This is a genomic window from Hymenobacter amundsenii, from assembly GCF_002204745.1.
In the GTDB taxonomy this organism is placed as follows: Bacteria; Bacteroidota; Bacteroidia; order Cytophagales; family Hymenobacteraceae; genus Hymenobacter; species Hymenobacter amundsenii.
On sequence record NZ_NIRR01000010.1, the window covers coordinates 37509 to 63883 of the forward strand.

23 protein-coding genes and 1 other RNA gene are annotated in these 26375 nt (G+C 60.6%); 10 read left to right on the top strand and 14 right to left on the bottom strand.

Features of this window, described 5'->3' with window-relative positions; all coding sequences use genetic code 11:
- Nucleotide 1: 1 nt before the first annotated feature.
- Nucleotides 2-913, bottom strand: coding sequence for a glycoside hydrolase family 16 protein (locus CDA63_RS08215; protein ID WP_165768241.1), 912 nt, complete (start codon nucleotides 911-913; stop codon nucleotides 2-4).
- A 46-nt stretch (nucleotides 914-959) separates the two neighbouring features.
- Complete coding sequence (locus tag CDA63_RS08220) at nucleotides 960-1256, bottom strand: DUF202 domain-containing protein (RefSeq protein ID WP_088463972.1); 297 nt, start codon at nucleotides 1254-1256, stop codon at nucleotides 960-962.
- Between the two features lie 144 nt (nucleotides 1257-1400).
- On the opposite strand from CDA63_RS08220, the gene CDA63_RS08225 reads away from it, so the two are divergent.
- A complete protein-coding gene (locus CDA63_RS08225; RefSeq protein ID WP_088463973.1) occupies nucleotides 1401-2468 on the top strand; it encodes a mechanosensitive ion channel family protein in 1068 nt (355 codons plus the stop codon).
- 86 nt (nucleotides 2469-2554) lie between these two features.
- Here the strand turns inward: CDA63_RS08225 and icd are convergent, their stop codons facing one another.
- From icd to dnaX, 4 genes are all read right to left on the bottom strand, one after another.
- Nucleotides 2555-3817 carry an NADP-dependent isocitrate dehydrogenase gene (gene icd, locus CDA63_RS08230; RefSeq protein WP_088463974.1) on the bottom strand — a complete coding sequence of 421 codons (1263 nt, stop codon included), beginning with the start codon at nucleotides 3815-3817 and terminating at the stop codon, nucleotides 2555-2557.
- Between the two features lie 216 nt (nucleotides 3818-4033).
- Nucleotides 4034-7000, bottom strand: coding sequence for a M16 family metallopeptidase (locus CDA63_RS08235; RefSeq protein WP_242434609.1), 2967 nt, complete (start codon nucleotides 6998-7000; stop codon nucleotides 4034-4036).
- Nucleotides 7001-7239: 239 nt separating this feature from the next.
- Nucleotides 7240-7953, bottom strand: coding sequence for a hypothetical protein (locus CDA63_RS08240; protein WP_088463975.1), 714 nt, complete (start codon nucleotides 7951-7953; stop codon nucleotides 7240-7242).
- 202 nt (nucleotides 7954-8155) lie between these two features.
- Entirely contained in the window at nucleotides 8156-9418 is a 1263-nt protein-coding gene (gene dnaX / locus CDA63_RS08245; protein WP_088463976.1) for a DNA polymerase III subunit gamma/tau, read from the bottom strand.
- Nucleotides 9419-9595: 177 nt separating this feature from the next.
- On the opposite strand from dnaX, the gene ssrA reads away from it, so the two are divergent.
- Nucleotides 9596-9966, top strand: a transfer-messenger RNA (tmRNA) gene (gene ssrA, locus CDA63_RS08250).
- Between the two features lie 321 nt (nucleotides 9967-10287).
- Nucleotides 10288-10653, top strand: a complete 366-nt coding sequence (locus CDA63_RS08255) for a hypothetical protein (RefSeq protein ID WP_126546780.1) — start codon at nucleotides 10288-10290, stop codon at nucleotides 10651-10653.
- Between the two features lie 72 nt (nucleotides 10654-10725).
- Here CDA63_RS08255 and CDA63_RS08260 read toward each other — a convergent pair whose 3' ends face one another.
- From CDA63_RS08260 to CDA63_RS08285, 6 genes are all read right to left on the bottom strand, one after another.
- Nucleotides 10726-11073, bottom strand: a complete 348-nt coding sequence (locus CDA63_RS08260; RefSeq protein WP_088463978.1) for a hypothetical protein — start codon at nucleotides 11071-11073, stop codon at nucleotides 10726-10728.
- 70 nt (nucleotides 11074-11143) lie between these two features.
- Entirely contained in the window at nucleotides 11144-12067 is a 924-nt protein-coding gene (gene uvsE / locus CDA63_RS08265; protein WP_088463979.1) for a UV DNA damage repair endonuclease UvsE, read from the bottom strand.
- A gap of 156 nt (nucleotides 12068-12223) precedes the next feature.
- On the bottom strand, nucleotides 12224-12508 hold the full coding sequence (locus tag CDA63_RS08270; RefSeq protein ID WP_088463980.1) for a hypothetical protein: 285 nt from the start codon (nucleotides 12506-12508) through the stop codon (nucleotides 12224-12226).
- Nucleotides 12463-12885, bottom strand: coding sequence for a carboxypeptidase-like regulatory domain-containing protein (locus CDA63_RS08275; RefSeq protein WP_165768242.1), 423 nt, complete (start codon nucleotides 12883-12885; stop codon nucleotides 12463-12465). Before CDA63_RS08275 ends, CDA63_RS08270 begins: the two co-directional genes overlap by 46 nt.
- Nucleotides 12886-13072: 187 nt before the next feature.
- A complete protein-coding gene (locus CDA63_RS08280; protein ID WP_088463982.1) occupies nucleotides 13073-13735 on the bottom strand; it encodes a hypothetical protein in 663 nt (220 codons plus the stop codon).
- 220 nt (nucleotides 13736-13955) lie between these two features.
- Nucleotides 13956-15203, bottom strand: coding sequence for a metallophosphoesterase (locus CDA63_RS08285; RefSeq protein ID WP_088463983.1), 1248 nt, complete (start codon nucleotides 15201-15203; stop codon nucleotides 13956-13958).
- 113 nt (nucleotides 15204-15316) lie between these two features.
- On the opposite strand from CDA63_RS08285, the gene radC reads away from it, so the two are divergent.
- Together radC and CDA63_RS08295 are read left to right on the top strand one after the other, a co-directional pair.
- Nucleotides 15317-16078: a RadC family protein gene (radC, locus tag CDA63_RS08290; RefSeq protein WP_088463984.1), complete on the top strand. Its 762-nt coding sequence runs from the start codon at nucleotides 15317-15319 to the stop codon at nucleotides 16076-16078.
- Between the two features lie 170 nt (nucleotides 16079-16248).
- Nucleotides 16249-16863, top strand: coding sequence for a DUF1684 domain-containing protein (locus CDA63_RS08295; protein ID WP_165768243.1), 615 nt, complete (start codon nucleotides 16249-16251; stop codon nucleotides 16861-16863).
- A gap of 185 nt (nucleotides 16864-17048) precedes the next feature.
- Here the strand turns inward: CDA63_RS08295 and CDA63_RS08300 are convergent, their stop codons facing one another.
- Complete coding sequence (locus CDA63_RS08300; protein WP_088463986.1) at nucleotides 17049-19511, bottom strand: T9SS type A sorting domain-containing protein; 2463 nt, start codon at nucleotides 19509-19511, stop codon at nucleotides 17049-17051.
- A gap of 313 nt (nucleotides 19512-19824) precedes the next feature.
- Between CDA63_RS08300 and pheT the strand changes: the two genes are divergently transcribed.
- The 5 genes from pheT (at nucleotide 19825) to CDA63_RS08325 (ending at nucleotide 25786) form a co-directional block, all read left to right on the top strand.
- A complete protein-coding gene (gene pheT / locus CDA63_RS08305; RefSeq protein ID WP_088463987.1) occupies nucleotides 19825-22260 on the top strand; it encodes a phenylalanine--tRNA ligase subunit beta in 2436 nt (811 codons plus the stop codon).
- 129 nt (nucleotides 22261-22389) lie between these two features.
- On the top strand, nucleotides 22390-22689 hold the full coding sequence (locus CDA63_RS08310; RefSeq protein ID WP_088463988.1) for a hypothetical protein: 300 nt from the start codon (nucleotides 22390-22392) through the stop codon (nucleotides 22687-22689).
- 39 nt (nucleotides 22690-22728) lie between these two features.
- Entirely contained in the window at nucleotides 22729-23019 is a 291-nt protein-coding gene (locus tag CDA63_RS08315; RefSeq protein WP_088463989.1) for a cell division protein ZapA, read from the top strand.
- Nucleotides 23020-23238: 219 nt separating this feature from the next.
- A complete protein-coding gene (gene rny / locus CDA63_RS08320; protein WP_394335388.1) occupies nucleotides 23239-24867 on the top strand; it encodes a ribonuclease Y in 1629 nt (542 codons plus the stop codon).
- A gap of 175 nt (nucleotides 24868-25042) precedes the next feature.
- Nucleotides 25043-25786 carry a hypothetical protein gene (locus CDA63_RS08325; RefSeq protein WP_126546781.1) on the top strand — a complete coding sequence of 248 codons (744 nt, stop codon included), beginning with the start codon at nucleotides 25043-25045 and terminating at the stop codon, nucleotides 25784-25786.
- Between the two features lie 18 nt (nucleotides 25787-25804).
- On the opposite strand, the gene CDA63_RS08330 is transcribed toward CDA63_RS08325, so the two are convergent.
- The gene (locus tag CDA63_RS08330; protein ID WP_088463991.1) at nucleotides 25805-26338 is read right to left on the bottom strand and encodes a GNAT family N-acetyltransferase; all 534 of its coding nucleotides are present in this window, start codon (nucleotides 26336-26338) and stop codon (nucleotides 25805-25807) included.
- Nucleotides 26339-26375 lie beyond the last annotated feature (37 nt).

Here is a 26375-nt window from a genome sequence, read left to right on the forward strand (position 1 = left end):
GCTACCGGCCGGGCCGAAATTTGTAGACCTTGATGTAATCGATGATCAGGCTGCTGTAGCGGTTACCCGCCGCATCGAGGGGCCAGTTGGCGAGGTCGGCGTAGGATACCACGGCCTGGTTGGCAATGATGTTGGCCGGGGCGGGATAGGTCGGGATGTGGCTGGCAGGAACGGTCCGCAACCGCTTGCGGTCGAGGTAATACGTAACCTCCTGGGCTGACCAGACCACCGAAAAAATGTGAAAGTCGGCGGCCAGGTCATTGCTGGAAGGCATTTCATATTCGGCCTGCTGGCGTTGGAAAGGCCCTTTGGAGGGGTAATGCAGGTTGTTGGAGAACTTGCGGTTGTCGTCGCCTTCAAACACGTCGATTTCGGTGGGGCCGCTGGTGAGCCAGAAAGCCGGCCAGGTACCCGCGCCGCCGCCAAACCGGCACCGGATTTCAAACAGCCCGTACTGAAATCCCCGGTTGCCCTCCCAGCGGGCCGTGTCGCCCAGCGCCGGGTTGGTCGGGAAGTCGGGCTTGAGCGTAATCCAGGCCGACTCGTAGTGCAGCAGCTTGGTGGTATCGCGGCCATCGAGCGTGAAATTGTAGGCCAGCGGCTCGGCCAGGGGGCGAGCGGTGAGGTAAAGGTTGCCATCGCGCAGCGTAGCGTTGCGCTGGTCGTAATACTGGTCTTCGTACTGGTTGCCCACTAGCGTACGGTAGTTGTCGGGCGTAAACTGCCAGGGCGAGCGGGCGGCCATGTCGGCCACGTCGCGGTAGGTATCAAAATCATCCTCAAAAACCAGCTGCCAGTCGGCGTAGCGCAGGCGGCGCTGGGCCTCGGCCGGCAGCGTTGGCAGCAGCAGGCCCAACAGAAGACAGGCAACGCTGGAAAAGTACTTGGCAAACATGGAGCGGGTGTGGAGCATTAACAGCCTAAACGTTGGAAACCGGGTTTCTGATACTTCCATGCTCTTAGGCCATGGCGTCGGCGGCGGCCACGTACTGCTCGATGTGGCGTGCCCGCACCCGGTAGCGCAACCAGCCAACCACGACAATAACCAACCCCATGGGCACGAACAGGACGCCGGCCCAGACATACACATTGTCGCGGAAGAAATTGATGAGCGAGAAGCCAGCAATGACCAGTGCCATGCCAGTTCGCAGGTAGGCCAGCAGCGTCCGTTCGTTGGCCAGGCGGGTGCGCTCCATCGCCAGCCGGTCGCGCAATTCGAGGGGGGAGTTGGGGGTGGCGGTGTGTAAAGTTGTCATGGAGGGGCCTACGCAGAAAATGCCGGAAGCGCCGCTTTGTTGGGCAGGTGGCGGGTAGGCGTAACAACTATTGTAGGGGTAATTACGTGTTCTATACCGCTGGCATATTCGCAACGGCCTATTTTTCTCCTCTTCTACCTACGTATGGATTTTTCAATTGCCTGGCAGAAACTCAACGCCATGGGTCGCAGCTTCATGTCCGTGCTGCCCAACCTGCTCATTGGGGTAGTGGTGCTCGTCGTTTTCGTGTTCGTTGCGCGCGGAGTTCGGTCGTTGGTAGTGCGGGTAGCCGAAAACCGCCGCCAAAGCCGGAGCCTAACGCTGCTGCTGAGCCGGCTGGCTTACGTGTTTGTGCTCATCCTGGGGGTGTTGGTAATGTTCACCATCATGATTCCCAGTTTCACGCCCACCAGCCTGCTAAGCGCCCTGGGCGTGGGTGGCGTGGCTATTGGTTTTGCGTTTAAGGATATCTTCCAGAACTTCCTGGCCGGGGTGTTGCTGCTGCTCACCGAGCCCTTTAAAATCAACGACCAGATCAAGTACAAGGACTTCGAGGGTACCGTCGAAAACATCCAGACCCGGGCCACCACCATTAAAACCTACGACGGCCGCCGGGTAGTCATTCCCAACGCCGAGCTGTTCATCAACGCCGTGACCGTGAACACGGCCTACGACCAGCGCCGCCTCCAGTACGACATCGGCATTGGGTACGGCGACGATATTGCCACTGCCCGTAAGCTCATTCTCGAAGCCATCCAGGAGGCCCCCGGCATCCTCACCGATCCGGCTCCCGAGGCCCTGGTGGTCGATCTGGCCGATAGCACGGTCAACATCCGGGCCCGCTGGTGGATCAACCCGCCGCGCCGCGCCGACTACATGGACTCGCAGGACGCGGTGCTCACGGCCATCAAGAACAAGCTCACCGAGGCCGGCATCGATATGCCCTTTCCGACTCAGCAAATCCTCTTCCACGACCAAACCGAAGTTACGGACGGCAACCGCAATCAGCAGCGCGAAGGCTGGCCCGCCGGTTCCGGCGACGTGCCCCAGTCGCGGGCCCAGGTGCAGCAGGAACAGCGCGAGAAACAGGCGGAGCAGCAGCGCCAACTCGCCGACAACAAGGCCGAGCCGTTGCAATTGTCCGCATCAACCGAGCAGCGGTCCGCGCAAGATCAACTGTCTCCAAAAAACAACAATCTGAACGCCGGCTAATTATTGCTTATACCTGCTTTAACTGAAAACCCCCGCGCCAGCCAAAGCTAACGCGGGGGTTTTCAGTTAAAGCAGCCGTTGGGCTACTACATATCCTGGATAATCTCGTCGGCGAACTCGCTGCATTTAAGCAGGGTAGCACCTTCCATCTGGCGCTCGAAGTCGTAGGTGACGCGCTTGGCGGCAATGGCGGCTTCGAGGCCTTTGTAGATGAGGGCGGCGGCTTCGTTCCAGCCCAGGTGCTCCAGCATGAGGGCACCGGAGAGGATAACCGAGCCGGGGTTCACCTTGTCGAGGCCGGCGTACTTGGGGGCCGTGCCGTGGGTGGCCTCGAAAATGGCGTGGCCGGTGAGGTAGTTGATGTTGGCACCCGGCGCGATGCCGATACCGCCCACGATGGCGGCCAGCGCGTCGGAGATGTAGTCGCCGTTCAGGTTGAGGGTGGCTACCACCGAGTAATCGGCGGGGCGGAGCAGGATCTGCTGCAGGAAGGCGTCGGCGATGCTGTCCTTGATGAGAATTTTGCCACTGTCGAGGGCCAGCTTCTGCTGGGCATCAGCCATTTCCTGACCCTGCTTGGCCAGCACCTTGTCATACTGGGCCCAAGTGTACACCTTGTCGCCAAATTCGCGCTCGGCCAGCTCGTAACCCCAGGTTTTGAACGCACCCTCGGTGAACTTCATGATGTTGCCCTTGTGCACGAGCGTCACCGACGGCTTCTTGTGCTCAATGGCGTACTCGATAGCCGCACGCACAAGGCGCTCGGTGCCTTCCTTGCTCACGGGCTTGATGCCGAACGAGGAAGTCTCGGGGAAGCGGATTTTCTTCACGCCCATCTCATCCTGCAGGAATTCCAGCATTTTCTGGGCCTGGGGCGTGCCGTTCATGTACTCGATGCCGGCGTAGATGTCCTCGGTGTTCTCGCGGAAGATAACCATGTCGGTGAGCTCGGGCTGCTTCACTGGCGAGGGTACGCCCTCGAACCAGCGCACGGGGCGCACGCAAGCATACAAGTCGAGCTCTTGGCGCAGGGCCACGTTCAGGCTTCGGATGCCGCCGCCCACGGGCGTGGTCAGGGGGCCTTTAATGCCCACCAGGTATTCGCGGAAGGCGTCCAGCGTTTCGTTGGGCAGCCAGTTATTTACTTGCTTGAAGGCCTTCTCGCCCGCCAGTACCTCTTTCCATTCCAGCTTGCGCTTGCCGTTATAGGCCTTCTCTACCGCGGCGTCGAACACGCGGACGGAAGCCGCCCAAATGTCTGGACCCGTACCGTCGCCCTCTATAAACGGAATGATAGGTTGATCCGGCACGTTGAGCTTGCCGTTCTTGATGGTGATTTTCTCTGCCATTTTTGAAAAAAAGGTGTCAGGTGTTAATTGACAGGTATTTTGAGGTTAGTGCGTGTGTTAGTGGCGGGAGGATGGTTTGAACAGAGTGTCATGCTGAGCGTCGCGCAGCGGAGTCGAAGCATCTCTACTGCAGTGCTAACTCCATTGATTGCAAAGAGATGCTTCGACTTCGCTGCGCTCAGCATGACGTTCTTTCTTCATCCGTTCAATCCATCTCTAATACCCGAAAATCTCTTTCAGGGTAAGCTGCTGAACCTGGCCGTACTTGGCCAGTTCCTTGAAATTGAGGCGGTCTTTAGAACCGATAACCAGAATGGTCTGGGGCTGGCCTTTCACGCGGGCCTGCTGGAATTTGAGCAGGTCGGCGAAGCTCATGTTGGCGGTTTGCTCGTACACGTCGCGGCGCAGGTCGTAGTCGAGGCCCAGGCGCTTGGCGCGCTCATAGCTGAAGAGGATGTCTGACTTCGTGATACGCTCGGTGGCGATGCTGTTGCGGATGGCGGCCTTGGCAATCTGGAGGTTGGCTTCGGCCGTGGGCATGTCGTTGAGCAGGGTGTTCATGCCGGCCATAGCCTCGGGCAGCTTGTCGGCCTGGGTACCGATGTAGCTCATGTTGTAGGAGCTGCGGCCCAGCTTATCGGCGTTGGAGAAGCGCGACGACGCGGAGTAGGCCAGGGCCTTGCTCTCGCGCAGCTCCTGAAACACGATGCTGCCCATGCTGCCCCCAAAGTACTCGTTGTAGAGGCTGGTGGTGGGTACAAGGCCCTTGTCAAACAAAGGCCCTTTGGTCAGGAATAGGATTTCCGCCTGCACCATGTTGTAGTCCACCCAATACACTTTAGGCTTATCGAGTGCTTTCTCCGCGAAGTCCTTGCTGGCTGGGGTAGGGGTGAGGGTAGCGGGCGTTTTGTGGAGCTGGTTGAGCGTAGCGGTTAGACCGGCTTCCTGTTTCGGCCCGTAGTAGAGTACCCGGTGTTGGAAAGTCGGCAGCTTCTGGATGACGGCGGTGAGCTGCTCGGGCTTCAGGGCTTTCAACTCTTTCTCGCTGAGCTGAGTAGTGAAGGGGTTTTGCGCGCCGTACTTAGCGTAGTTCACCATGGCCTGCTGCAAAATCACGCCCTTGTTCAGCTTGGCATCGGCGCGGCCTTTCAGTACGCCGGCCACCATGTTTTTGAGGGCAGCGGCGTCGGGCTTGGGGGCGTGTAGGAGTTGCTCGAACAGTTGCAGGGCCGGCTCCATGTTGCTGTCGAGGCCGCTCAGACTCACGAAGGTGCGGTCTTGGCCGCTGCTCACCGAGAACGAGCAGCCCAGCTTGTAGAACTCCTGCTGCAACTCGGCGGCCGAGTACTTGCCGGTGCCCAGGTATTGCAGGTAATCGGTGGCCAACCCGAGGCGCGGGTCGGTGTTGGTGCCCATATCGAGCACGTAGTACAGGTTGAAGAGGTTGTTTTCCTCGTTATGGGTGTAGTAGACCAGGATGCCTGAGGCTAGCTTGAATTCCTTGATATCCTGTTTGTAATCCACGAACACCGGCTTCAGCTCGGGATTGGGCAGGGCCGTCACCTGCTTGTAGAAGTCGGAGGCCACCTCGCGGTTCACGGGCACGGGCGTAATGGCGGGCTTCACCACTTTCACCTTGTTGGGGTCTTCGCCAGTGCGCTTATAAATCACAGCGTAGCCGGGGCCGTAGTACTGCTGGGCTACGCGCATCACGTCGGCCTTAGTCAACTTCCCGAAATCCTCGAACTGCTGCAGGTAATCCTTCCAGTCTTCGCGGGCCACGAAGGCGGCCACGAACGCGCCGGCGCGGGCCTCGTTGCTCTCGTAGCTTTTGGTGCGCTGGAGCTGCTCGTTGTTGATGATGGCCGGAATCAGCCACTCCGGGAAGTCGCCCTTCTTTACCTTGTCGAGCTGGCCGAGCAGCAAGTCGCGCACTTCTTCCAGCTTCTGGCCCTGGCGGGGCGTGGCGTAGAGCACGTGCGAGGAGTAGTCGTTGTTAAGGTCGGTGAACGAGGCCGCCTGCAACACCTTCTGCTGCTGGTTGAGGTTGAGGTCGATCAGGCCGGCCTGGCCGTTGGTCAGAATCTTGTCGATCATGCGAAGGGCCAGCGCGTCGGGCGTGTTGGTGCCCGGAAACCGGAAGCCCAGCATCACGTTCTCGGCACTCGGACCCACGATTTTCGTCACGACCGGCACCGTAATCGGGGCTTCCTGGGCGACAGTAAACGCGGGCACCGGCTTCGCTTTCAGCTGCCCGAAGTACTTATCAATGATGCGGATCGTCTGGTCGTAATCCAGGTCGCCGCTCAGCGTCAGGGCCACGTTGTTGGGCACGTAGTACTTATCGAAATACGCCTTGATTTCCGTGATGGACGGGTTCTGCAGGTGCTCAATGGTGCCGATGGTGGTTTGGGTGCCGTATTGGTGCTGCTTATACAGCGTGCGGTTCAGCGCCTCGTACTCCTTGCTGAAGTCGTTGTCGAGGCCCCGGTTTTTTTCCTCGTACACCGCTTCCAACTCGGTATGGAACAGGCGCGGTACCATCTCGCCCAGCCGCTCGCTCTGGATGGCGGCCCATTTCTCGATCTGGTTGCTCGGAATATCTTCCTGGTACACCGTCTGCTCGACCGAGGTGTAGGCATTGGAGCCCTTCGAGCCGATGGCGCCCATCACCTTGTCGTACTCGTTGGCAACGGCGTAGGTAGCCGCCACGCCCGAGATGGAGTCGATCTGGTGGTAGGTCTTCTGGCGGGCAGCGGGATTGTCGCGCTGGGCGCGATACTGCTCGTAGAGGGCTTCAATCTTAGCCAGCTCGGGTTTTTCCTGGGCCCAGTTCTGGGTGCCCAGGTGCGAGGTGCCCTTGAACACCATGTGCTCGAGGTAGTGGGCCAGGCCGGTGGCAGTAGCTGGGTCGTTCTTCGAGCCCGCCCGCACGGCCAGATAGGTCTGGATGCGCGGGGCATCCTTATAATCCGACAAATACACCGTCAGGCCGTTGTCGAGGGTGTAAATGCGGGCCTGCAGCGGGTCACCTTCCACGGTCTGGTACTTGTACTCCTTCTGCTTAGGCGTAGCGGTAGCTTCGGTGGCAGGAGCGGTAGAAGCAACGGGCTTACTGGTTTGGCACTGGGTCAGGCCTAGGGTAGCCAAGGCCGGAACGAGAAGCAGAAGGGGTTTTTTCACAGGAAAACCAAGTCGTAGAGCGAGCAGAAGGGAAGTAGAACGTCAAAGATAGGCGACCCCCCTGGGAATAAAAAGCCCCACTACACCCGCGCAGCTTCCAAGTCCGAAAAAATGCTTATAGGATCACGGATTGGCGCGGATTTTAACGGATTTCACAGGCAGGCATCGTTCAACAGGCCGTTTAATGAGGGCCAGCTGCAAAATTCTTGTAGTTCGTTAAGATCCGCGCCAATCCCTGATCAGTCGGCATCTAGCCCTAGGCGCTGCTTCATCTGGGCCAACATGGGGTACTTTTCGGTGAGGTACTCCAGCTTGTCGGTGGCGGTATAGAGCTTGCGGCCGGTTTCCTGGCGCTCCACCACGCTTACCTGCACGTTGAGGCGGGGGTAACCGGAGCGGCGGCGCAACTCGCCCAGGAAATCGGCCCGGAAGTCGTTGAACTGGTCTTCCTGCACCGGGTTATCCACCTGCAGCAGAATCAGGTGCTGGTCGTTGGCCTGCACGGGGCGTTTAAGGATGCCGTAGTGCATCATGCTGATGGCCTTGCGCTCCTCGGTCAGTTCTTGCCACACGCGCTGCAATGTGGCGTCGTCGATGGGCGGCAGGCCCGTAACGGGGCCGCTGGGCTCGGCGTCGGTCGTGGCCTTGCCGGCGGCCGCCTGTTGGGCCAGCTGGGCCTTCATGGCGCCTAGGCTGCCTAAGCCGGGTAGTTTGGTGCCTAATCCCAAGGGTTTGCTCTGGGGCGTCAAGCCCCCCGGTTTGGGCATGGGCGGGGGCAGCGGCGCGGCCGTAACGGGCGTCTGGCCCGGCTCGTGGCCGGCAATGCTGGGCCGGCCGGTTTCAATGTGGGGCACCGTGTCGCGGAGCTGGCCGGTGGTGGGCACCTGGGTCGCCGTTTCGTCCTCGATGCTGGGCGTATCGTGCAACTCGTCCACGCCGCTTTCCACCGGCACAATAGGCTCGGGGTCGGCGGGGGCGTGGGCTAATTGGCTGTTGGTTGTTGGTTGCTGGTTGTTGGGCAGTTGGGGCGGCGCGGTTGGGGCGGCGGCATACGTGGACGGCGTTTCGGCGGTGCCGTCGGCTACCAGCTGGCCGGTGGGAGCGGGAGCAGTTGCGGCCGCAGGGGCCGGCGCAACTGCCGGGAGCGGGCTTACGTTACTTTTTTTTTTTCGCCTCGCCGTTGCTGGCGGGGGCGGCGGTCAGGTCGCGGGCAAACTGCACGGCACCGTTGAGGTAGGCCAGCTTCATGAGCATGAGCTCGACGTGCAGGCGCTGGTTTTTGGCCTGCTTGAACTCCCGGTCGCAGACGCTGACTAGGTTCAGTGAGGACAGCAAAAAGGCCAGCGAGGCCGCCTGGGCCTGCTGCACGTAGCGCGCCCGGATGTTGTCGGACACTTCGAGCAGCTGCACCGTGACGGGATCCTTGCACACGAGCAGGCCGCGCAGGTGCTCGGCCGCGCCCACCACGAAGTTGTGCAAATCGAAGCCGTTCTGCATCACTTCTTCCAGCAGTAGCAGCGTGGCGCTCAGGTTCTCGGTCAATAGCGCGTCTACGAGTCGGAAGTAGTACTCATAATCCAGAATGTGCAGGTTCTGAATCACGTCCTGGTAGCGCAGGTGCTGGCCCGAGAAGGTCACCATCTGGTCGAACATGCTCAGCGCGTCGCGCAGGCCGCCGTCGGCCTTCTGGGCCAGTAGGTGCAGGGCGTCGTCCTCGGCCTGAATCTGCTCTTCGGTGGCCACGAAGCGCAAATGGTTGCGAATGTCGTCCACCCGAATCCGATTAAAGTCGAACACCTGGCAGCGCGACAGAATCGTGGGGATGATTTTGTGGCGCTCGGTAGTGGCCAGGATGAAGATGGCGTAGCCCGGCGGCTCCTCCAGCGTTTTTAGAAACGCGTTGAACGCCGCATTCGAGAGCATGTGCACCTCATCAATGATGTACACCTTGTAGCGGCCTTGCTGAGGAGCATAGCGCACCTGCTCCACGAGGCTGCGGATGTCCTCGACCGAGTTGTTGGAGGCCGCATCCAGCTCATGGACGTTGAAGGAAGCGTTTTCCTGGAAGGCCCGACACGAGCCGCACTTGCCGCAGGCTTCCAGCTCGAAGGGAGTATTGTCGGGGTCGGCGGCCGTCAGCAACGCCTCGGGCACGATGTCGGGCTGGGCCTGAATCAGCTCCGAAACCGTACGGCCCCGGCGCACGTGCTCCTCCACGAACTCGCAGTTGATGGTTTTGGCCAGAATGCGGGCGCAGGTAGTTTTGCCCACGCCCCGAGGGCCGCAAAACAGAAAGGCCTGGGCCAGATGCTGGGAGGCAATGGCGTTCTGGAGGGTGGTAGTGACGTGCTGCTGCCCCACCACGCTACGAAACGTGGCCGGGCGGTACTTACGGGCCGAAACAACGAAATTTTCCATACGAGCTACAGGCAAAGATACCCCGAAAAGCCCGGCTTTGGAAGGCCGCAGCCGTGCCAATATGGCTGGCCGGAGTGCCAGCTGCACGGAACGTTTTGCCGGCCGCGCAACGTTTTAACTGCAACGTGCGTACATTCGCACCCTGCCATTCGTGGCGGGTATCGTTCTTTCACAACTGGGGCTGACCGGAATTGACAGCTTGTGCATGTCGCGAGTAAGCGTGTCGGGAGTTGGATGAATCTCCCGTAAAAAAAGTTGTCCAAACAATAACTGGCGAGTATAGCTACGCCATGGCTGCCTAGTCTAGGACTACGTAATTGCCATCGTCCCGCACCCGTAATCCTGCTCACGGGTGAGTTCGGGGCGTCGTAAGAGTTGGGATAGTTCGTGGGGCACTGTGACCTGCGGGCGAAACTCAAACAGATAAGGGGCAACCAAGGGCCTGATGTGCGCCTGGTTGCTCACGAAAATCCAAGCATAGATACACACGTAGAAAACTCGACGCCTTCCTTGTCTGGACCAGAGTTCGAATCTCTGCAGCTCCACTTCTGAACGATGTGAAAAACCCCGTTAGCCTTTCTGGCTAGCGGGGTTTTTTGTTGCTCAGATTTTTGAGCAGACTTCGTCGTGACTAACCCAAACAGTTGTTCTACTGCTGGCTGTCAGCTGATTATCGGAAGCGGCCAGATTCCATGCCGCCTATGTTACAGTTATGCTCAGTATCAACTAACTGGCTGATATATAGTATTTTAAGCGAGTTAAAAATTCGGGCTTTCCTGGCCGGCCAGTTACGGAAAACGTATAGCTGATCATCGGCCCCGAGCGGGCCGCAACAACCAACTAATCATTAAAACTAGCTTCCGATGAAAATGAATTTCCTGCTGGCCGCTGCCCTGTTTGTGGGTACGGCTACGGCCGCTTCGGCCCAAATTACGCCCACCAGCACGCCCCGGAGTGGCACTATGAACCAGTCGACCATGCCGATACCTAATCCGGCTAACCCGACGACCAACCCCGGCACCCTCGACCAGCGTACGCCAACCACGAGCAACCCCACCCAAACCAGCGTGGGAACCATGGACCGTACGCCCGCTATGGAGAGCCAGGCAACCATGGACGCCAACCGTCGCACATCTACCATGAGCACGACTTCGCCTCGTCGGAGCACCCGCAGCACCAAACGTTCGACCCGTAAGGCCAATGTGCCCCGCAGTACTACCCCCATGGGGCAATAGGTAGGTTCTGTTTTTATGCAAAGAAGCCGCCCCGTGCAATACGGGGCGGCTTCTTTATGTCTCCGAAATCGGCTAGGCTTTCTGTTCCAGTTGGCCACCGGCCTTGAGCAGCAAGTCGGACAAAGCCGTGAGGTTGCTGCGAATTTCGGCGGGAGCCTGGGCCACTGCTTCGGCCGTTTGGGTAGCCAGCATGCTTAGCGAGCGGCCAATGGCGGCGGCGTTCAGGCCCACGTCGCCCTCGCTGAGCAAGGACTGTAGGTTGCCGATTTCGCGGCCGATATCCTGGAGGCGGGGCTCGCCGCTTTGCAGCAAGTGTTGCTGCCAGGTTTCGGTATTATCCTGGGCGGCGCTGAGCGGAATGCCGGTGAGGCCGTTGCTAAGCGAGTGGGTGGTAGCGTTGAGGAGGTCAGTGAAAATCATAGGAAAGAAAATCTGAAAACAATGAAATTGCCCGGGGGCAGGTCTGCTTACGTAAAACAGCCGCCAACGGTCAGGTGGCCGCCGGAGTGGATACGGCCCCGATGGGCAATAGGCCCCCAGCCCGCAACATGGCGCAGGCCCGGTGGGCGCTGGCTTCTTTGTCTTTTATTTCGAGCATAATATCGGCGTCGAGGTCGCCTAAATCTTGCAGGAAACCCTGGAAAAGGTCGTCTTCGAGGGTGGGGGTGTGCTTACCCTTTCGTTCGCCGGGCGCCTGGGAGCTATAGTCCATCATCATCACACCATCGCGAAGAGGGTGCCAGGTGGCGGCGGCCAGCCGCAGGGCCTCGGCCATGGGCTCGCCGTGGTGGAGGCATTCGTGGTGGAAGTTGTCGAAGAGTACCGGAATACCTACCACCGCATGCACCCGCAGGCAGTCCTGGAGGCTGAAGAGGCGGTCGTCGTTTTCAATCACGAGCCGAACCCGCACGGCTTCGGGCAGGCGCTGGTGGGTGGCAATGAAGCGGCTAATGGCCAGCTCCCGGTCGTTGTAGAGGCCGCCGACGTGAATCTGGAGCTTGTGAGTCGAGTCGAGGCCCATCAAATCGAGCATCGAGCCCTGGTAAATCAGCTCCTGAATGCTGCGCTCCACAATGCCCGTGTCGGGTGAGTTAAGGACTACAAACTGGTCGGGGTGGAAAGATATGCGCAGGCCGTGGGTCCGGATATAGTCGCCCAGGGCCCGAAACTCGGCGGCGAAGCGGGTTTGCCAGGGAAACGTGTTGATGGGGTGGGAGCCGAAGGGCACCACGCCCGAGCCGATACGGAAAAACAGTAGCCCGTGCTCCACGTTCCATTCCAGAATCCGGCGCAGGCACCGTAGGTTGTTGCCCACGGTCAGCTCCAGCCGCTCATCGGAGTAAGAAGCCAGCCGAAACGTACTGGTCGAGGTGCAGTCGAGGGATTCGTTTACGCAGGGATAGCCGATTCGCATGGGATGGTCTGGGAATGATGTTCCCAAAGGCATACGGCAAAGCAGCTCAAGTGACCTAGCTATTTCGCGTTGCAACCAGCCCTTGCGCCCGCTGGCCACACGTCAGCCCAAGTGCTCCGCTTCTGCTGGCTTCCAGCGCCGCAGTCAGCCTATTTGCTATTCGTAGCCCCGGTTATCCTTGAAGTTACGGTTGTAGCGGCGGCGGTCCTGCGCCGCCTTTTGGGCGGCCTTTTGGGCGGTTTCCGCGGCTTCAATATCGCGCATCTTCTGCCGCTCCTTGCCGGCCCGCGAGAACTGCTCATATAGCAAGCTAACCGGGCTGGCCAGGGAGGGCACGGGCACCTTGGGGGCCGCCGAATCGACGGGGAACAACGGCTTGGGGGCGGGCGGGCGCTTTACGGCGCTGGTGGGCGCGGTGCTGGGCCGCTTGATGTTGCGCAAGGCGCGGTTGATAACGGCCCGGTCGGGCGGCCCTCGGTAATGCGCACTTCGCCCAACTGCACGGTGTCGGGCTGGAGCTTGATCTGGACGATGAGCTGGGAGAGGCCGGTGCCGCCGAGGGGCAGCAGCTGGGCCTTGAAGCCCACGGCCCGAAACACGAGTGTATCGGTGCGGCCGGCCGAAAGGCCAAAGTCGCCGCTGGCATCGGCTGCCACGGCCAGCTGGGTGCGCCGCACCATTACGGAGGCGCCGGGAATAGGCTTGCGCGAGCCGGCTTCCGATACACGACCCGTTACGCGCACCTGGGCCCCGGCCAGCCCGGCCAGCAACAACAGCGGCCCCAGCAGCAACCAGCAACGAACCAGGGAAACGGACAAACGAGTTAACAGCATCAACAGACAAACTAACGCACCCTGGCTCGGGAAAACGAATAAACCTGCCAGCGCCCCGACTTCATGGGGGCGCTAACGCCAAAAGGAGACAAAAAAAGCCCGCACCGTTGCAGGTGCGGGCTCTTAAAGCATAGCAAAATGGCGGCCGAAATAAACCGGCCCAGCCAATGCGCTACTTGATAACGGTTTTGTCACCGTCGGCGGGCTTCATTTTCACGGTGCCGTCGTCGGCATCCATTTTGGCCTTGTTGCCTTCGGCATCCTTCATCTTAACGTCGCCGTCGGCCTGCACTTTCACCTTGTTGCCCGCGTCGTCCTTCATTTTAGAGCCGGCATCCATCGAGTTGTCCATGTCGGCCGAAGAGGCGTTCATGTTGTCCGATGAGCCCATGCTGCTGTTGTCCATGTACCGCTCATCGTAGTAGTTGCTGCGGCTGCTTTCGTAGGCCGAGTACTGCGTGGGGTCGGTGAACACCGACTTCATCTCCGTATCGGTGGTGGTGTAAATGTCGCGGCGGGCGGCGGCCATGCCCATCGTGTCGGTCATGTACTTCTGGTTGAGCTCGGCCATGCGCTGGCCCCGGGTTGCGTAGATATCGCGCACTTTGGTCCGGGTGGCATCGTCGAACTTCATGCTGGTGGCCATATCGTTGGCCATGCGGTCGGCACGGCTGTTGACCGCCTCCGGCGAGTAATCCATGCTCGTGGAGGTAGTCGTGGTCGTGGTGGTCGTGGTCATGTCGTCGGTAGCGGCAGTGTCGGCCGTGTTATTTTCCGAGCATGAACCAAGCGAGAAGGCCGCAGCGGCCGAGAGCAAAAGGAGGGTCTTTTTCATGAGGTGGGAGGGAAAGTCAGAATGAAAGAGAAAGGGAAAAAGAGAGAATGGCGCGTATACGGAACGGCTCGTTCCGAAGTTTATAAGTTTGAACGTTTTGAAGTTAGAAAGTGAAATGGGCACGGGGCAGACGCGAAAAGCGCACCTCCTCTACGACCATTTTTATCCTGACCAACTTTGCCGTCTTCTTCCTTCTTAACTCCCCGCCTTTTCCCCGTATCTAGCCCCGCCGCAGCTCAAACACGGTGATTTCGGGCAGAAAGCCCACCCGGCCAGGGTAACCGAGGAAGCCCAGGCCGGTATTCACGTACAAATGCTGGCGGCCGCGCTGGTAGAGGCCGGCCCACTGCTTGTAGGCGTACTGCACGGGGCTCCACTTGAGGAAGGGCAGGTTCACGCCAAACTGCATGCCGTGGGTGTGGCCGGCCAGCATCAGGTCAATGTCTTCGTACTGGTGCACCTGGGCATCCCAGTGCGAGGGGTCGTGGGAGAGCAGGACTTTGAACGGCGTAGTGGGGTCGGCGGCGGCGTGGGCCTTGGCCAGATTGCCGTACTGGGCGAAACCCTTGGCACCCCAATTCTGCACCCCGATAATGCTGATTTTCTCGCCGTTGTGCTCTACTGTGCGGGCCTCGTCGAGCAGCAGCTCCCAGCCGATTTTGGCGTGGTTGGCTTTGATGCGGGCCAGGTTGGCATCCTTGGCTGCCTGCCCGCCTTCCTTGCTCCAGTCCACGTAATCGGAGTAATCGTGGTTGCCCAAGATGGAGTAAATCGGCCGCGCCGAGCGGATGCCGGCCAGCGTATCGATGTGCTCCTCCACCTCGGTGGCATAGTTGTTCACCAGGTCGCCGGTCATGAACACCAAGTCGGCGGCTTGCTCGTTGATGAGGGCCACGGCCCGGCGCAGCGGCTCCTTACTCTGGAACGAGCCGGTGTGCAGATCCGAAATCTGGAGCATTTTGAACCCATCGAACGAGGCCGGCAGATTGGGGAAGCGCAACGTCACGCGCTTCACGGTGTAGTCGGTGCGGCCCTTGAACATACCCCAGAGCAAGGCCACGAACGGCACGGCCCCTGCTACCAGGGCCACCTTGCTCAGAAACTCACTGCGCGAAATGGCCGTGCCCGAACCGCTGCCGCTGGGCCGCCCGATAAGCCGGGCCGCCCAGCGGCCCACCCGCACCACGTCTTCGAGCAGCAGCGGGACGATGACGACCATTTTGGCGGCAATAACGGCCAGCAGCAATCCGCCCAGGTAGGCTTTGTAGGAGGCATGGGCGCGGCGGTTGCTCATGGCCCAGATGCCCAGGCCCCACACCAGGGCCGTTACGAGCCAGTACAACGCCACGGTGGTGCGCCGGGCCCCGGGCGATACGCCCTGCACCAGCGTGCGGACGGCTTGAAAAGCATACCATTCGGCGGCGGCCACGACCACCAGGAAAAAAGGCAAAAACAGACTTCTGGACATACAAAGAGAAACGACCCCCAGTGGGGCAGACAACAACAAGCCGATAAGGTACCGGGGCAGACGCGCTGCCCCGGTTTTTATTTTAAATTCCGGGCCTACAACAACGATGCCCCATGGAAGAGTTTGACAATCTGACGGAAAACCACCCCGAAAAGCTTTTGCCGCCGGCCCCCGCACTCTACGCGGCGCCCGTTAGCTTCGGCATCAAGAGCTGGGCCGAAGAGGACCGACCCCGCGAAAAGCTGCTTCAGAAGGGGCGGGCTGCCCTTTCCGACGCCGAGCTGCTGGCCATTCTGCTGGGGTCGGGTACCGCGAAACTGTCGGCCGTCGATGTGGCCAAGCTCGTGCTCAAGGCCGCCCAGAACGACCTGAATACCTTGGCCCGGTTCTCGGTGAAGGAGCTCATGAAGCAAAAGGGCATTGGCGAGGCCCGGGCCATTACCATTGTGGCGGCCCTGGAGTTGGGCCGCCGCCGCCGCGATGCCGCGGCCCCTGCCCGGCCTACCATCACCGGCTCGCGCGACATTTACCGGGTGGTGCAGCCCTACTTGCAGGATTTGCCCCACGAGGAGTTCTGGGTGATTCTGCTAAACCGGGCCAATGTGGTGATGCGGGTTGTGAGCATCAGCCGGGGCGGGGTGGCTGGCACCGTGGCCGACCCCAAGCTCATCTTCAAGGAGGCGCTGGAGCAGCTGGCCAGCAGCATCATCCTCATCCACAACCACCCCAGCGGCAACCGCAACCCCTCGGCCGCCGATATTGCCCTCACCCGCAAGCTCAAGGAAGCCGGCCAATTCCTCGACCTGCCCATCCTCGACCACCTCATCTACACCGACCAGGGCTACCACAGCTTCGCCGATGAGGGGATGCTGTGAGTATCAATTGAAAATTAAAAGTGAAAAATTAAAAGTTGGCCGGCTGGCCCGCCGCATCTTTGTTGGAAATGAAGTGGCAGGGCTTCCTGCTACGGTCTGGCCTTTTGCGACCTTCCGTTTGCAAAACCGTGCTCAGAACGGTCCATTCCTCACTTTTAGCTTCCTTCCCTTTGCGCCTTAATCCTAAACTACTCATCGGCCTGGGCCTGCTGCTCGTGTTTGGCTACTTTCTGCAAGACCTCGTGCTGGGCCAGGACCAGTACGTGGCCCTGCTCCGTAAAGCCCGCACGGCCAAAAATATGGCCTTCCGTCGGCCCGAAAGCTCGCCCCTGAGCGCCGACCAGCGCCAGGCCTTCGACAGCCTCAAGTTCTATCCGCCCGACCGCGACTACCGTCTGGAGGCGCAGTTGGAGCACTTTTCGGCGAGTGATACCGTAGAAATGCCCCTCACCGACGGCAAAACCGATAAGTACCTGCGCTGGGGCCGGGCCAAGTTCCTGTTCGACAAGCAGGAGTACCAGCTCACGCTGTTTCTGAAGGCCGATGGCAAGGACACGACCCTGTTCGTGCCCTTCACCGACCGCACTAACGGCTTCGGCAGCTACGGCGGCGGCCGCTACCTCGATGCCCCCCTGCCCGCCGCCGCCGACACCGAAGTGCTACTCGACTTCAACGAGGCCTACAACCCCTACTGCGCCTACTCCGACGGTTTCGCCTGCCCCGTTCCGCCCGCCGACAACCGTCTCAAACTGCAGATCGAAGCCGGCGAGAAGGCCTATAAGTGAGTTCCCTGGCTGTTAGCTGTTAGCTGTTAGCGCAGGCTGGATGGCTACATCAAGCCGACGGGGTTCATCATCAAAAAAGGGCGCCCCTCCAAAACTGGAGGGGCCGCCCTTTTTTGCGGCTTGTTGTTAGGTGGGTAAGAACGGAAAGCTAATGGCTAACAACTGATAGCTACAGCTCAAAGTACCTACCGCTGCACCTGAATTTTGCGGGTGGCGGCGTCGGCGCCGTTGCCCAGGCTGAGTTGGTAGAGGCCATTGGCCAGTTGGCTCAGGTCAACGGGCAGGTCGAGGGCGGTGGTGGTGGGTACGGCTTGGCGGAATACCACCTGGCCGAGCATGTTGCGCACGAGCACTTCGAGGCCGCTGGTGGGCCGCACGAAGTTGGCCCGCACCCGGAACTGGCCAGCCGAAGGGTTGGGGTACACGTTCAGGCCGCCGGTGGCTTGCAGCTCCGAGGCCACGCCCGTTACCACGGTGCGGATGTTGAGGTTATCAATGGCCCAGCCCCAGCCAAAGGCGCCGGGGTCGGAGGTCAGGCGGAAACGCAGCCGCACCTCGTCGCCCTGGGCAAATTTATCGGCCAGGTTGAAGGAGTGATTGGCGTACAGGCTCGGGGCTGGCAGGGCCGTGGAGTTGCCTTCTGCCGTTACCCGGCTGTTCCAGGTCGCCAGCCAGTCAGCTTGAAAGCGCGAGTCGTAGCCATCGGCCAGAGGCTGCCAGGTAGCACCCTTGTCGTTGCTGCCCTCCACTACCACGTAGTCGTAGAAGTCGGGCGTGTTGAATAGGCTGTTGGGCTCGCCAGGCTCCACGAGCACGATTTCGTCGAAGCTCATCACCTGGTTCTTGTTCGTAACCGTGATGGGTACTAGCAACTGGTAGATGAGCGAGGAGTCGTTGCCGTACGGGTGGTCGGAATGAATGGCGGGGTTGGCAAAAGTGGACGGCTGCATGATGCTGAAGCCTTCGCCCACGAAATCAATGGAGCCAGTGGTGTTGAAATTGTTGGCATAGCTGGCCTGGGCGGCCTTGAAGCTTACCACATTCACCGTGTAGAGGCCCGTGGCGGGGCTGAGGGTCTGGTTGGCTACCGTGGCAATGTCGCGCGTCACGAGGCGGTAGGTAATCACGTCGCCAGCCACGGCTCCAGCGGCCGTCAACGAGCCCAGGTACGTATTGGTCGTGCCCTGGCGGGTAAGCGTAATGGTAGGCTTGGCCACGCCATTCACAAAAATTTCAGCCCGCACGCTGGCCACGCCCAGGTTGTCGGTGGCCTGTACGCGCAGCGCCAGCGGCAGCTGATCGGCAAACACGTAGTTGGGGGCGCGGTACTGCACGAGTGGCGCTATCACGTCGGGGCCAACAAAGAACGAGTAGCGGGCCACCGTAGCTACACCCGGCTGGTAGGTGGCCGGGGCGGTGTAGGTACGCTTGGTTTCGTTGTCGGAAGCCGTGATGAAGTAGCTGATTTTGTGGTTGAGGCCCGGATTTGGAATAACGCCCCGGTACTCGTTGCCGCCGGTATTGGTCATCGTAACAGCTACCGGCGCGGCATTGTCGATGGCGTAGTTGAGCTTCACCGAGCCGGGCGTAACCGTGCCGTCGCTTACGATGGTGGCCGTAACGGGAAAATCCTGGGCCACTTCCGAATCGGGGAGCGGCGTGGTGCGGATGGCCGTGTTAAACCAACCCATCTCATCGAGCATGCGCAGCGTGATGGGGCCGGGGTTGTGCATGGCCTCGGCGGCCCCAATCTGAGGCGTCATCAGGGAGTTGATGTTGCCGGCAATGTAAGTGGACTCGTTGAGGTGCGAAATGCTCGAACCCGCAGAATACGTGGCTGGAGCATAGAGGCGGGGGCGCTGGTCGGCATTAACGGCCTTGGCCAAAGGGCTGTTGAAGTACAGCTGATTACTGACGAACTGGCTGCCCAGCGCGGCCGACCCATTGGGGTAGGCCGGATTGTTAACTAGCAGCTCGCCGGCTTGGGTCTCGATGTAGGTGCTGAAAATAGATGGCGGGATGCCATACGAGCCGTTGGGGGCAATATATCTGGTGCCGGCAATAAAGCCCAGGCCGTGGCCCAGCTCGTGCAGCACCACCGTCACGAGGTCGTACTTGCCGGCCGGTACCACGCCGTCGAGGCCGTAGTACCAGTTGAAGGTGCTGTTGAAGCGGGCGTTGATGTCGGGCTCGCTGGCTGCGTTTAGCTCCTGGCCGCTGATTTTCTCGGCCAGCGCCACCGGGTAATCGACCCCGCTCCGGGTAGCCCCGCTGATGTCCTGGTAGTAAGCCGTGGCCCCGGCCGAGCCGAGTGTGCCCGCAGTAAGGGCTGTCCAGGTGGCTTGTACCCGAATGGTAACCGGCGAAATTAGCAGCGACTGCCAGATGTCGACGGCGTGCTGGAAGGCCGCCCGGGCGTCGGGCGGGAAGTCGGTGTAGGTTACTTCGATTCTGGCGGCGGCCGTCCGGTTGCCGTCGCGCTGCTGCTCTAAATAGGCGGCGGGCAGCGGCAACTGGGTGTTCATGCTCTCGGGGCGGGAGTAGCAGATGGTGGCCGGAGCTGGGGCCGTGCTGCGCACGAACTTCTGTGCTTGGCTGGTAGTTGCCCCAGCCAGCAGCAAGGCCGGCAACAGGAGTAATTTTTTCATCAGATGCAGCGAAAAGAAATACGATGATTAGCAGGGGAGAGGGTTGAAAGTTACGGGATTGCCCGCGCTTCCCCAAGTGCCGCCGGTAGCTTTCCGGCCCGGCTGGCAGTCCAGCTTGCCAAGGCCCCGGCCGCCCCCGAAACCAGCTGGCCACCTGCTGGCCGCAAGCTGATGATGGCCGTTTTCAGCCACCCGCCCGAATCCGTACCTTTGCCCGAATTCAGTTGCCAGTGGTCGGTTGCCGGTTTGTTTCTCAACCAACCTGGCGGCCCATCGCACCCCGGCAACTGGCAACCGACCACTGGCAACTGAAATGAAGATATCCTACGACTGGCTCCGCACGCTTATTCCCACTGATAAACCCGCCGCTGAAATCGGGGCGCTGCTCACCGGCTCGGGGCTGGAGGTAGAGGGCATTGAGGAGCTGGAGAGCGTGCCCGGCGGCCTGCGCGGCCTCGTGCTGGGCACCGTGCTCACCCGCGAAAAGCACCCCGACGCCGACAAGCTCAGCCTGACCACCGTGGACGTGGGCGACGACACCCCCCGCCAGATTGTGTGCGGCGCCCCCAACGTGGCCACCGGCCAGCGCGTGGTAGTAGCCCTGGAGGGTGCCATGCTGTACCCCAGCAGCGGCGAACCGTTCAAAATCAAGAAGTCTAAAATTCGGGGCGCCGCTTCCGAGGGTATGATCTGCGCCGAGGACGAAATTGGCCTGGGCCAGTCGCACGACGGCATTATGGTGCTCGACACCGACCTGCCCAACGGTACGCCCGCCGCCGACTACTTTGGCCTGGGCTCCGACTCGGTGTTCGAAATCGGCCTGACGCCCAACCGCGCCGACGCGGCCTCGCATTACGGCGTGGCTCGCGAGCTGCGCGCCCTGCTGCGCCAGCCCTGCCACCTGCCCGAGCTCAACGCCTTCCACGCGCCCACAGAGGCTGCCCGCAACATTCAGGTAACCTTGGAAGATGCCGAGGCGGCTCCCCGCTACGCCGGGCTGCTGCTGGAGAATGTGCAAGTCGGCCCGTCGCCCGAATGGTTGCAGCGCCGCCTGCGCAGCATCGGCCTGGCACCCATCAACAACGTGGTCGACGTCACCAACTTCGTCCTCCACGAGCTGGGCCAGCCCCTGCACGCCTTCGACGCCGACCAGCTGGCCGGCGACCAGATACGGGTAAAGCGGGCCGCGGCGGGCGAGAAATTCGTTACGCTCGATGATGTAGAACGTACCCTGCGGGCCGAGGACCTGGTAATTGCCGATGGCAATGGTACACCGCTGGCCCTGGCCGGCGTGTTTGGGGGCAAAACCTCGGGCGTAAGCGCGGGCACGACCCGGGTATTTCTGGAAAGCGCCTATTTCCAGCCCGCCGTAGTGCGCAAAACTGCCCAGACCCACCAGCTCAAAACCGATGCCTCCTTCCGCTTCGAGCGCGGCACCGACCCCCACATGGTACTACCGGGGCTGAAACGGGCAGCGCTGCTACTCCAGGAAGTGGCCGGTGCCACCGTAGCCGCGCCCATCGTCGATGAGTATCCGAGCCCCATCGGTCACACGGCCGTACGCCTGCGCCTGCCCCGCGTCGAGAAGCTGGTGGGCCAGTTCATCGCCCCCGAGCGCATCCGCCAGATATTGACAGACCTCGATATTCTCATCTCGGAGGAGTTGACGGACGAAGTCGGCAACGAGGAGTGGATGCTGTCGGTACCGCCGCACAAGGTAGACGTAACCCGCGAGGCCGATGTGATGGAGGAAATTCTGCGCATCTACGGCTACAACCACGTGGCGCTGCGGCCCCACAACTCGGCTTCCTTCCTGGCCCAGTTCCCCAATCCCGACCCCGAAATTATCCGCCAGAATACGGCCCGGTTGCTTAGCGGGCAGGGGTTTTCGGAAATCATCACCAACTCGATTACCAATGCCCAGTACTTCGAGCGCGAAGGCGAGCCCAATGCCGAGCTGGTACATTTGCTTAATTTCAACAGTGCCGAACTGAACGTGATGCGGCCCAGCCTGCTGTTCAGCGGCCTCGAAGTGGTGCGCCACAACGTGAACCGCCGCCAGCGCGACCTGAAGCTTTACGAATTTGGCAAAACCTACCGCCATCTGCCCAACGGTAAATTCGAGGAGCAGAACCAGCTCGTTATTTACCTGACCGGCAACTCAGCATCCGAAACCTGGCAGCAGAAGTCGGCGAAAAGTGCCTTCCACCAGTTGGCCGGGGCCGTGCAGCAGGTGCTGGCCGCGCTGGGCTTCCCCGAACCCGCTTCGCAACCTGTGCAGCACCCGTACTTGGCCGGCGGCCTCACGCTACTGGCCCAAAACCAGCCGGTGGCTCAACTCGGGGCCGTGTCGGGGGCCGTGCTCAAGCGCCTCGATGTGGGCCAGCCCGTCTGGTACGCCGAGCTGAATTGGGATTGGCTGATGCGCAAGTACAAAAACACCCTCGTGGCCCGCGAACTGCCTAAGTTTCCGGAAGTGCGCCGCGACCTGAGCCTGGTGGTAGACCGCACCGTGACTTTCGACCAGCTCCAGCAGATTGCCCGCCGCGCCGAGAAGAAGCTGCTGCGCCAGGTAAACGTGTTCGACGTGTACGAAGGCGACAACCTGGGCGAAGGCAAGAAGTCCTATTCCGTGAGCTTCCTGCTCCAGGATGCCACCCAAACCCTTACCGAGCCAGCTATTGATGAGGTGATGAACCGCTTCATTCAGCAGTTCGAGCAGCAGGCCGGGGCCGTTATCCGGCGGTAGATTGATTTCGTTTCTCGTTATTGGTTTTTTGTTTTTCGCTTAGTTGCCGGTCGGTACTGCCGACCGGCTTAACTTTGAAAGAACACGGCCGGACGAAAAACGAAAAACTAACAACGAAAAACGAAGAGCATGGCTTCAACCCAGCAGCTTGCCCAACTCGACCGTCTGGAACGGCAGGTGACCACTTTAGTGTCTGCCTATCAGCAGTTGCGCGAGGAGCTGGCCGACGCCCAGACGACCGTGGAGCAGCTCCGGGCCGACGTGCGCGACCGGGAGCGTGAAATCAAGGATTTCCAGAATCAGGAGAATATCACTAAACTTGTCAATACCATAGCCGCCGGAGAAGCGGCCAATGTCAACGAGCTGAAACTTCGCCTTAACGAATACATCCGCGAAATAGATAAGTGCCTTGCCTATTTGAGGGAGTAACCACCACCCAAACCGACCTACTACCGCTAGAAACCACTGATGTCTGATCTGTCCATCAAAATCCGCATCGCCGACCGGGATTACCCTATGAAGGTAAGCCCCGAGGACGAGGAGCGCCTGCGCATTGCGGGGCGGTTGCTCAGCGAGCGGCTGAAGGAATTTCGGGACCAGTATGGCATTCAGGACAAGCAGGATTTGCTGGCCATGATTGCCTTATCGACCATGGCTGACCGCCTCAAGGTCAGCACGGAAAAGGATGGGACCGATGCGGCCCTGACCGAGCGCCTGGCGCGTTTGGACAAGCTGCTGTCGGGTACGGTGTTGGTCTGATCCCGTTGCTGTTATAGCAGCGGGGCCGATTCGGCGCGAAGTAACAGCCCGGAGCGGGGCGGGGCAAACGGCCCGGCCACCGCGCGGGCATTTGGCGTTTCTGCCAGGCTATGGGTTTCTTTCCCCTTCTACATAACCCCCCCATAAGCTCATGTCTCAAACTCTTTATATCGTTCTGGCAGCCGTGCTGGCCCTCGTGGTTGGCGTGGTGCTCGGGCGCTGCTGGCCGGGAAGGCCCAGCAGGATCATGAGGGTGATGCCAAAGCCAAAGCGCAGCAGCTACTCGCTGAGGCCGAAGCCCAGGCCACCCGCACCCGCGACGAGCGGATTCAACAATCGAAAGACAAGTTTCGGACCCTCAAGCAAGAGTTCGAGCAGGAAAGCCGTCGCCAGAAGCAAACCCTCGACCAGGAGCTGATCGAGCGCCGCGCCAGCGTAGTCGAGCAGGAGCAGAGCATCAAGCAGCTCAGTCTGACCACCCAGAAGCAGCTCGACCAGGTTCAGCGCAAGGAAAAGGAACTTGATGCCACCAAGGAGCGCCTTGAAACCCAGGCCCAGCAGCAGCGCGAGAAGCTCGAAGCCCAGGACGAGAAGCGCAAAGCCACTCTCGAAGCTCAACTGGCCAAGCTTGAAACCCGCGAACAGGAAGTGGAAACCGAACTGCGCGACATCCGCCAGCAGCTAACTGAGAAAATCAGCGCCATCACCACCCAGCTCGAAACCATTTCGGGCCTGACCGCCGCCGAAGCCCGTGAGCAGCTGGTAGAAGGCCTCAAGAACGAAGCCCAGATTCAGGCCAGCTCCTACATCAAGGACGTGGTGGCCCAGAGCAAGCTCACGGCGACCAAAGACGCCAAGAAAATTGTGCTCGAAACCATTCAGCGCACCGCCGCCGAGCATGCCATCGAGAACTGCGTCAGCATTTTCAACATTGAAAGTGACGACGTGAAGGGCAAGATTATCGGCCGTGAGGGCCGCAACATCCGGGCCCTGGAGGCTGCTACGGGCGTTGAAATCATCGTAGATGACACCCCGGAGGCTATCATCATCTCGGGCTTCGACCCGGTGCGCCGCGAGGTGGCGCGCCTGAGCCTGCACCTGCTGGTGAAAGATGGTCGGATTCACCCCGCCCGCATCGAGGAGATTGTGGCCAAAACCCGCAAGAACATCGATGAGGAAATCGTAGAAATCGGGGAAAAAACCATCATCGACCTCGGCATCCACGGCCTGCACCCCGAGCTGATTAAAATGGTGGGCCGGATGCGTTTCCGCTCCAGCTACGGCCAGAACCTGCTCCAGCACAGCCGCGAAGTAGCCAACCTCTGCGCCACGATGGCCGCCGAAATGGGCCTCAACGTGAAGCACGCCAAGCGTGCCGGCCTGCTCCACGACATCGGTAAAGTAAGTACTGAGGAGCCCGAGCTGCCCCACGCCATTTTGGGCATGGAGATGGCCAAAAAGTACAAGGAGCACCCCGACGTGGTGAATGCCATCGGTGCCCACCACGACGAGATGGAGATGACGGCCATGATTTCGCCGCTCGTGCAGGCCTGCGACGCCATTTCGGGCTCGCGCCCCGGTGCCCGCCGCGAGATGATGGAGAGCTACATCAAGCGCCTCAAGCAGCTTGAAGAAACCGCCAACGGCTTCAAAGGCGTGAACCAGTGCTTCGCTATTCAGGCCGGCCGCGAGCTGCGCGTAATGGTGGACGCCGAGAACGTGACCGACGAACGCGCCGCCGAGCTGAGCTACGAGATTTCCCAGAAAATCGAGAAGGAAATGCAGTACCCCGGCCAGATTAAAATCACGGTTATCCGGGAGATGCGCGCCGTGGCCTACGCCAAATAGCACATCGTCGTACCTGAAGCTGAAAAGCCCGCCGGTTGCACTTCCGGCGGGCTTTTTCGTGCGCGATGCAACCAGCCGCAAGTTCGCGGGCTCCCCGGAGTACAACACCATTCAAAAGGCTACTGCTAAAACCTATACGCGCCGGCTCATGCGACCAAGAATCTGCGGAAAAACTGTGCTGGCAGGTCTTAGTGCCGGCTTGCTGGCGAGCTGCTCGGTGTATGTCCCTTTGCAGCCCGCCACGCCGTTGCTACGGGCCAAAGGCGAGGCAGAAGTAACGGCCAGCGCCTACCTGTCGGGCCGGCTGGAGGGCTCGGCGGCCTACTCGCCCCTCAACCACCTAGTAGTGCGCGCCGCCGGGGGGCTGACCACCACCCAAAAGGATTCGGCTGTGTTTAGCAACCGCCAGTTCGAGCTGAGCCTGGGCACGTACCGTCAACTCGGCCCCGAGTGGCTGGTGGGCGGCTCCGGGGGCTACGGGCGCGGCGAAGGCCACCGCAACTTTCGGTTGGGCAGAGCTGAGCTGCTCTCGGATACCACGACATATCGGCGCTACGCCGCCCGCTACCACACGTTGTTCACCGATATATTTTTGGCTCACGAAGGCAACTGGAGCACCTGGGGCGTGGCCTATCGCTTGTCGCAGGTGCGCTTCGGTTTCCTGACTAACAACGGCCAGCCCGTGCCGCTGCGGCGCATGACGCGCAACGAGCCGATGGTGTTTGTGCGCCTGAGTAACCGGCAGGGAATTATGCGCTGGGGCCAACTCCAGCTGGCCAGCAGCTTCTCGTGGTCGTCCGATTACATCGGGTCGAGCCTGAATTCGCCGGAGCGGGCCGACCTCAAGGAAGGCCGAATTTTTACCTCCGTCGGGCTCGTTATCTACCCGCATCGGTTCGGCCGGGCAGCCGACAAATAAGCGGCCACACCAGCTGTATCAGCCCTGTTGGTGAGGCGAGCGGGCTTCCAGCCACGCCGTCGGAACGCCTTTGTAGTCGAACTCGCCTGCATGGCGTAATCCGGCCTTGACCAAGACCGCTCGCGAGGCCAGGTTGCGCATGTCGGCCGTGGCGTAAAGTGCGGGCAAGCGCAGCACGTCGAAGCCGTAGGCCACGCTGGCCCGGGCGGCTTCCGTGGCGAAACCCTGCCCCCAGAACTGCCGGATGAGCCGGTAGCCAACGTCGTGAAACCCCACGTGCCCATTGAGAGGCTCCTGAATTAGTTTCAGGCCGGCCCAGCCCACAAATTCCCCGGTAGCCCGCAGTTCCACCGCCCACCGCCCAATGCCGTTGGCGCGGTACTGCTCCCGGACGAATTCAATGATGGCCTGGCTTTGCGCCAGCGTCTGTACCGGCTGGTTGCCCAGAAACCGGTGTACCTCTGGGTCGGAGTCTAGCGCAAACATGCCTGCGGCATCGGTGTGAGTCAATTCCCGCAACAGCAGCCGGTCTGTTTCAACAACCACTTTCATCTCGCAAAGAAAGGCGGCCGCTCAGTAGCAACGGCCT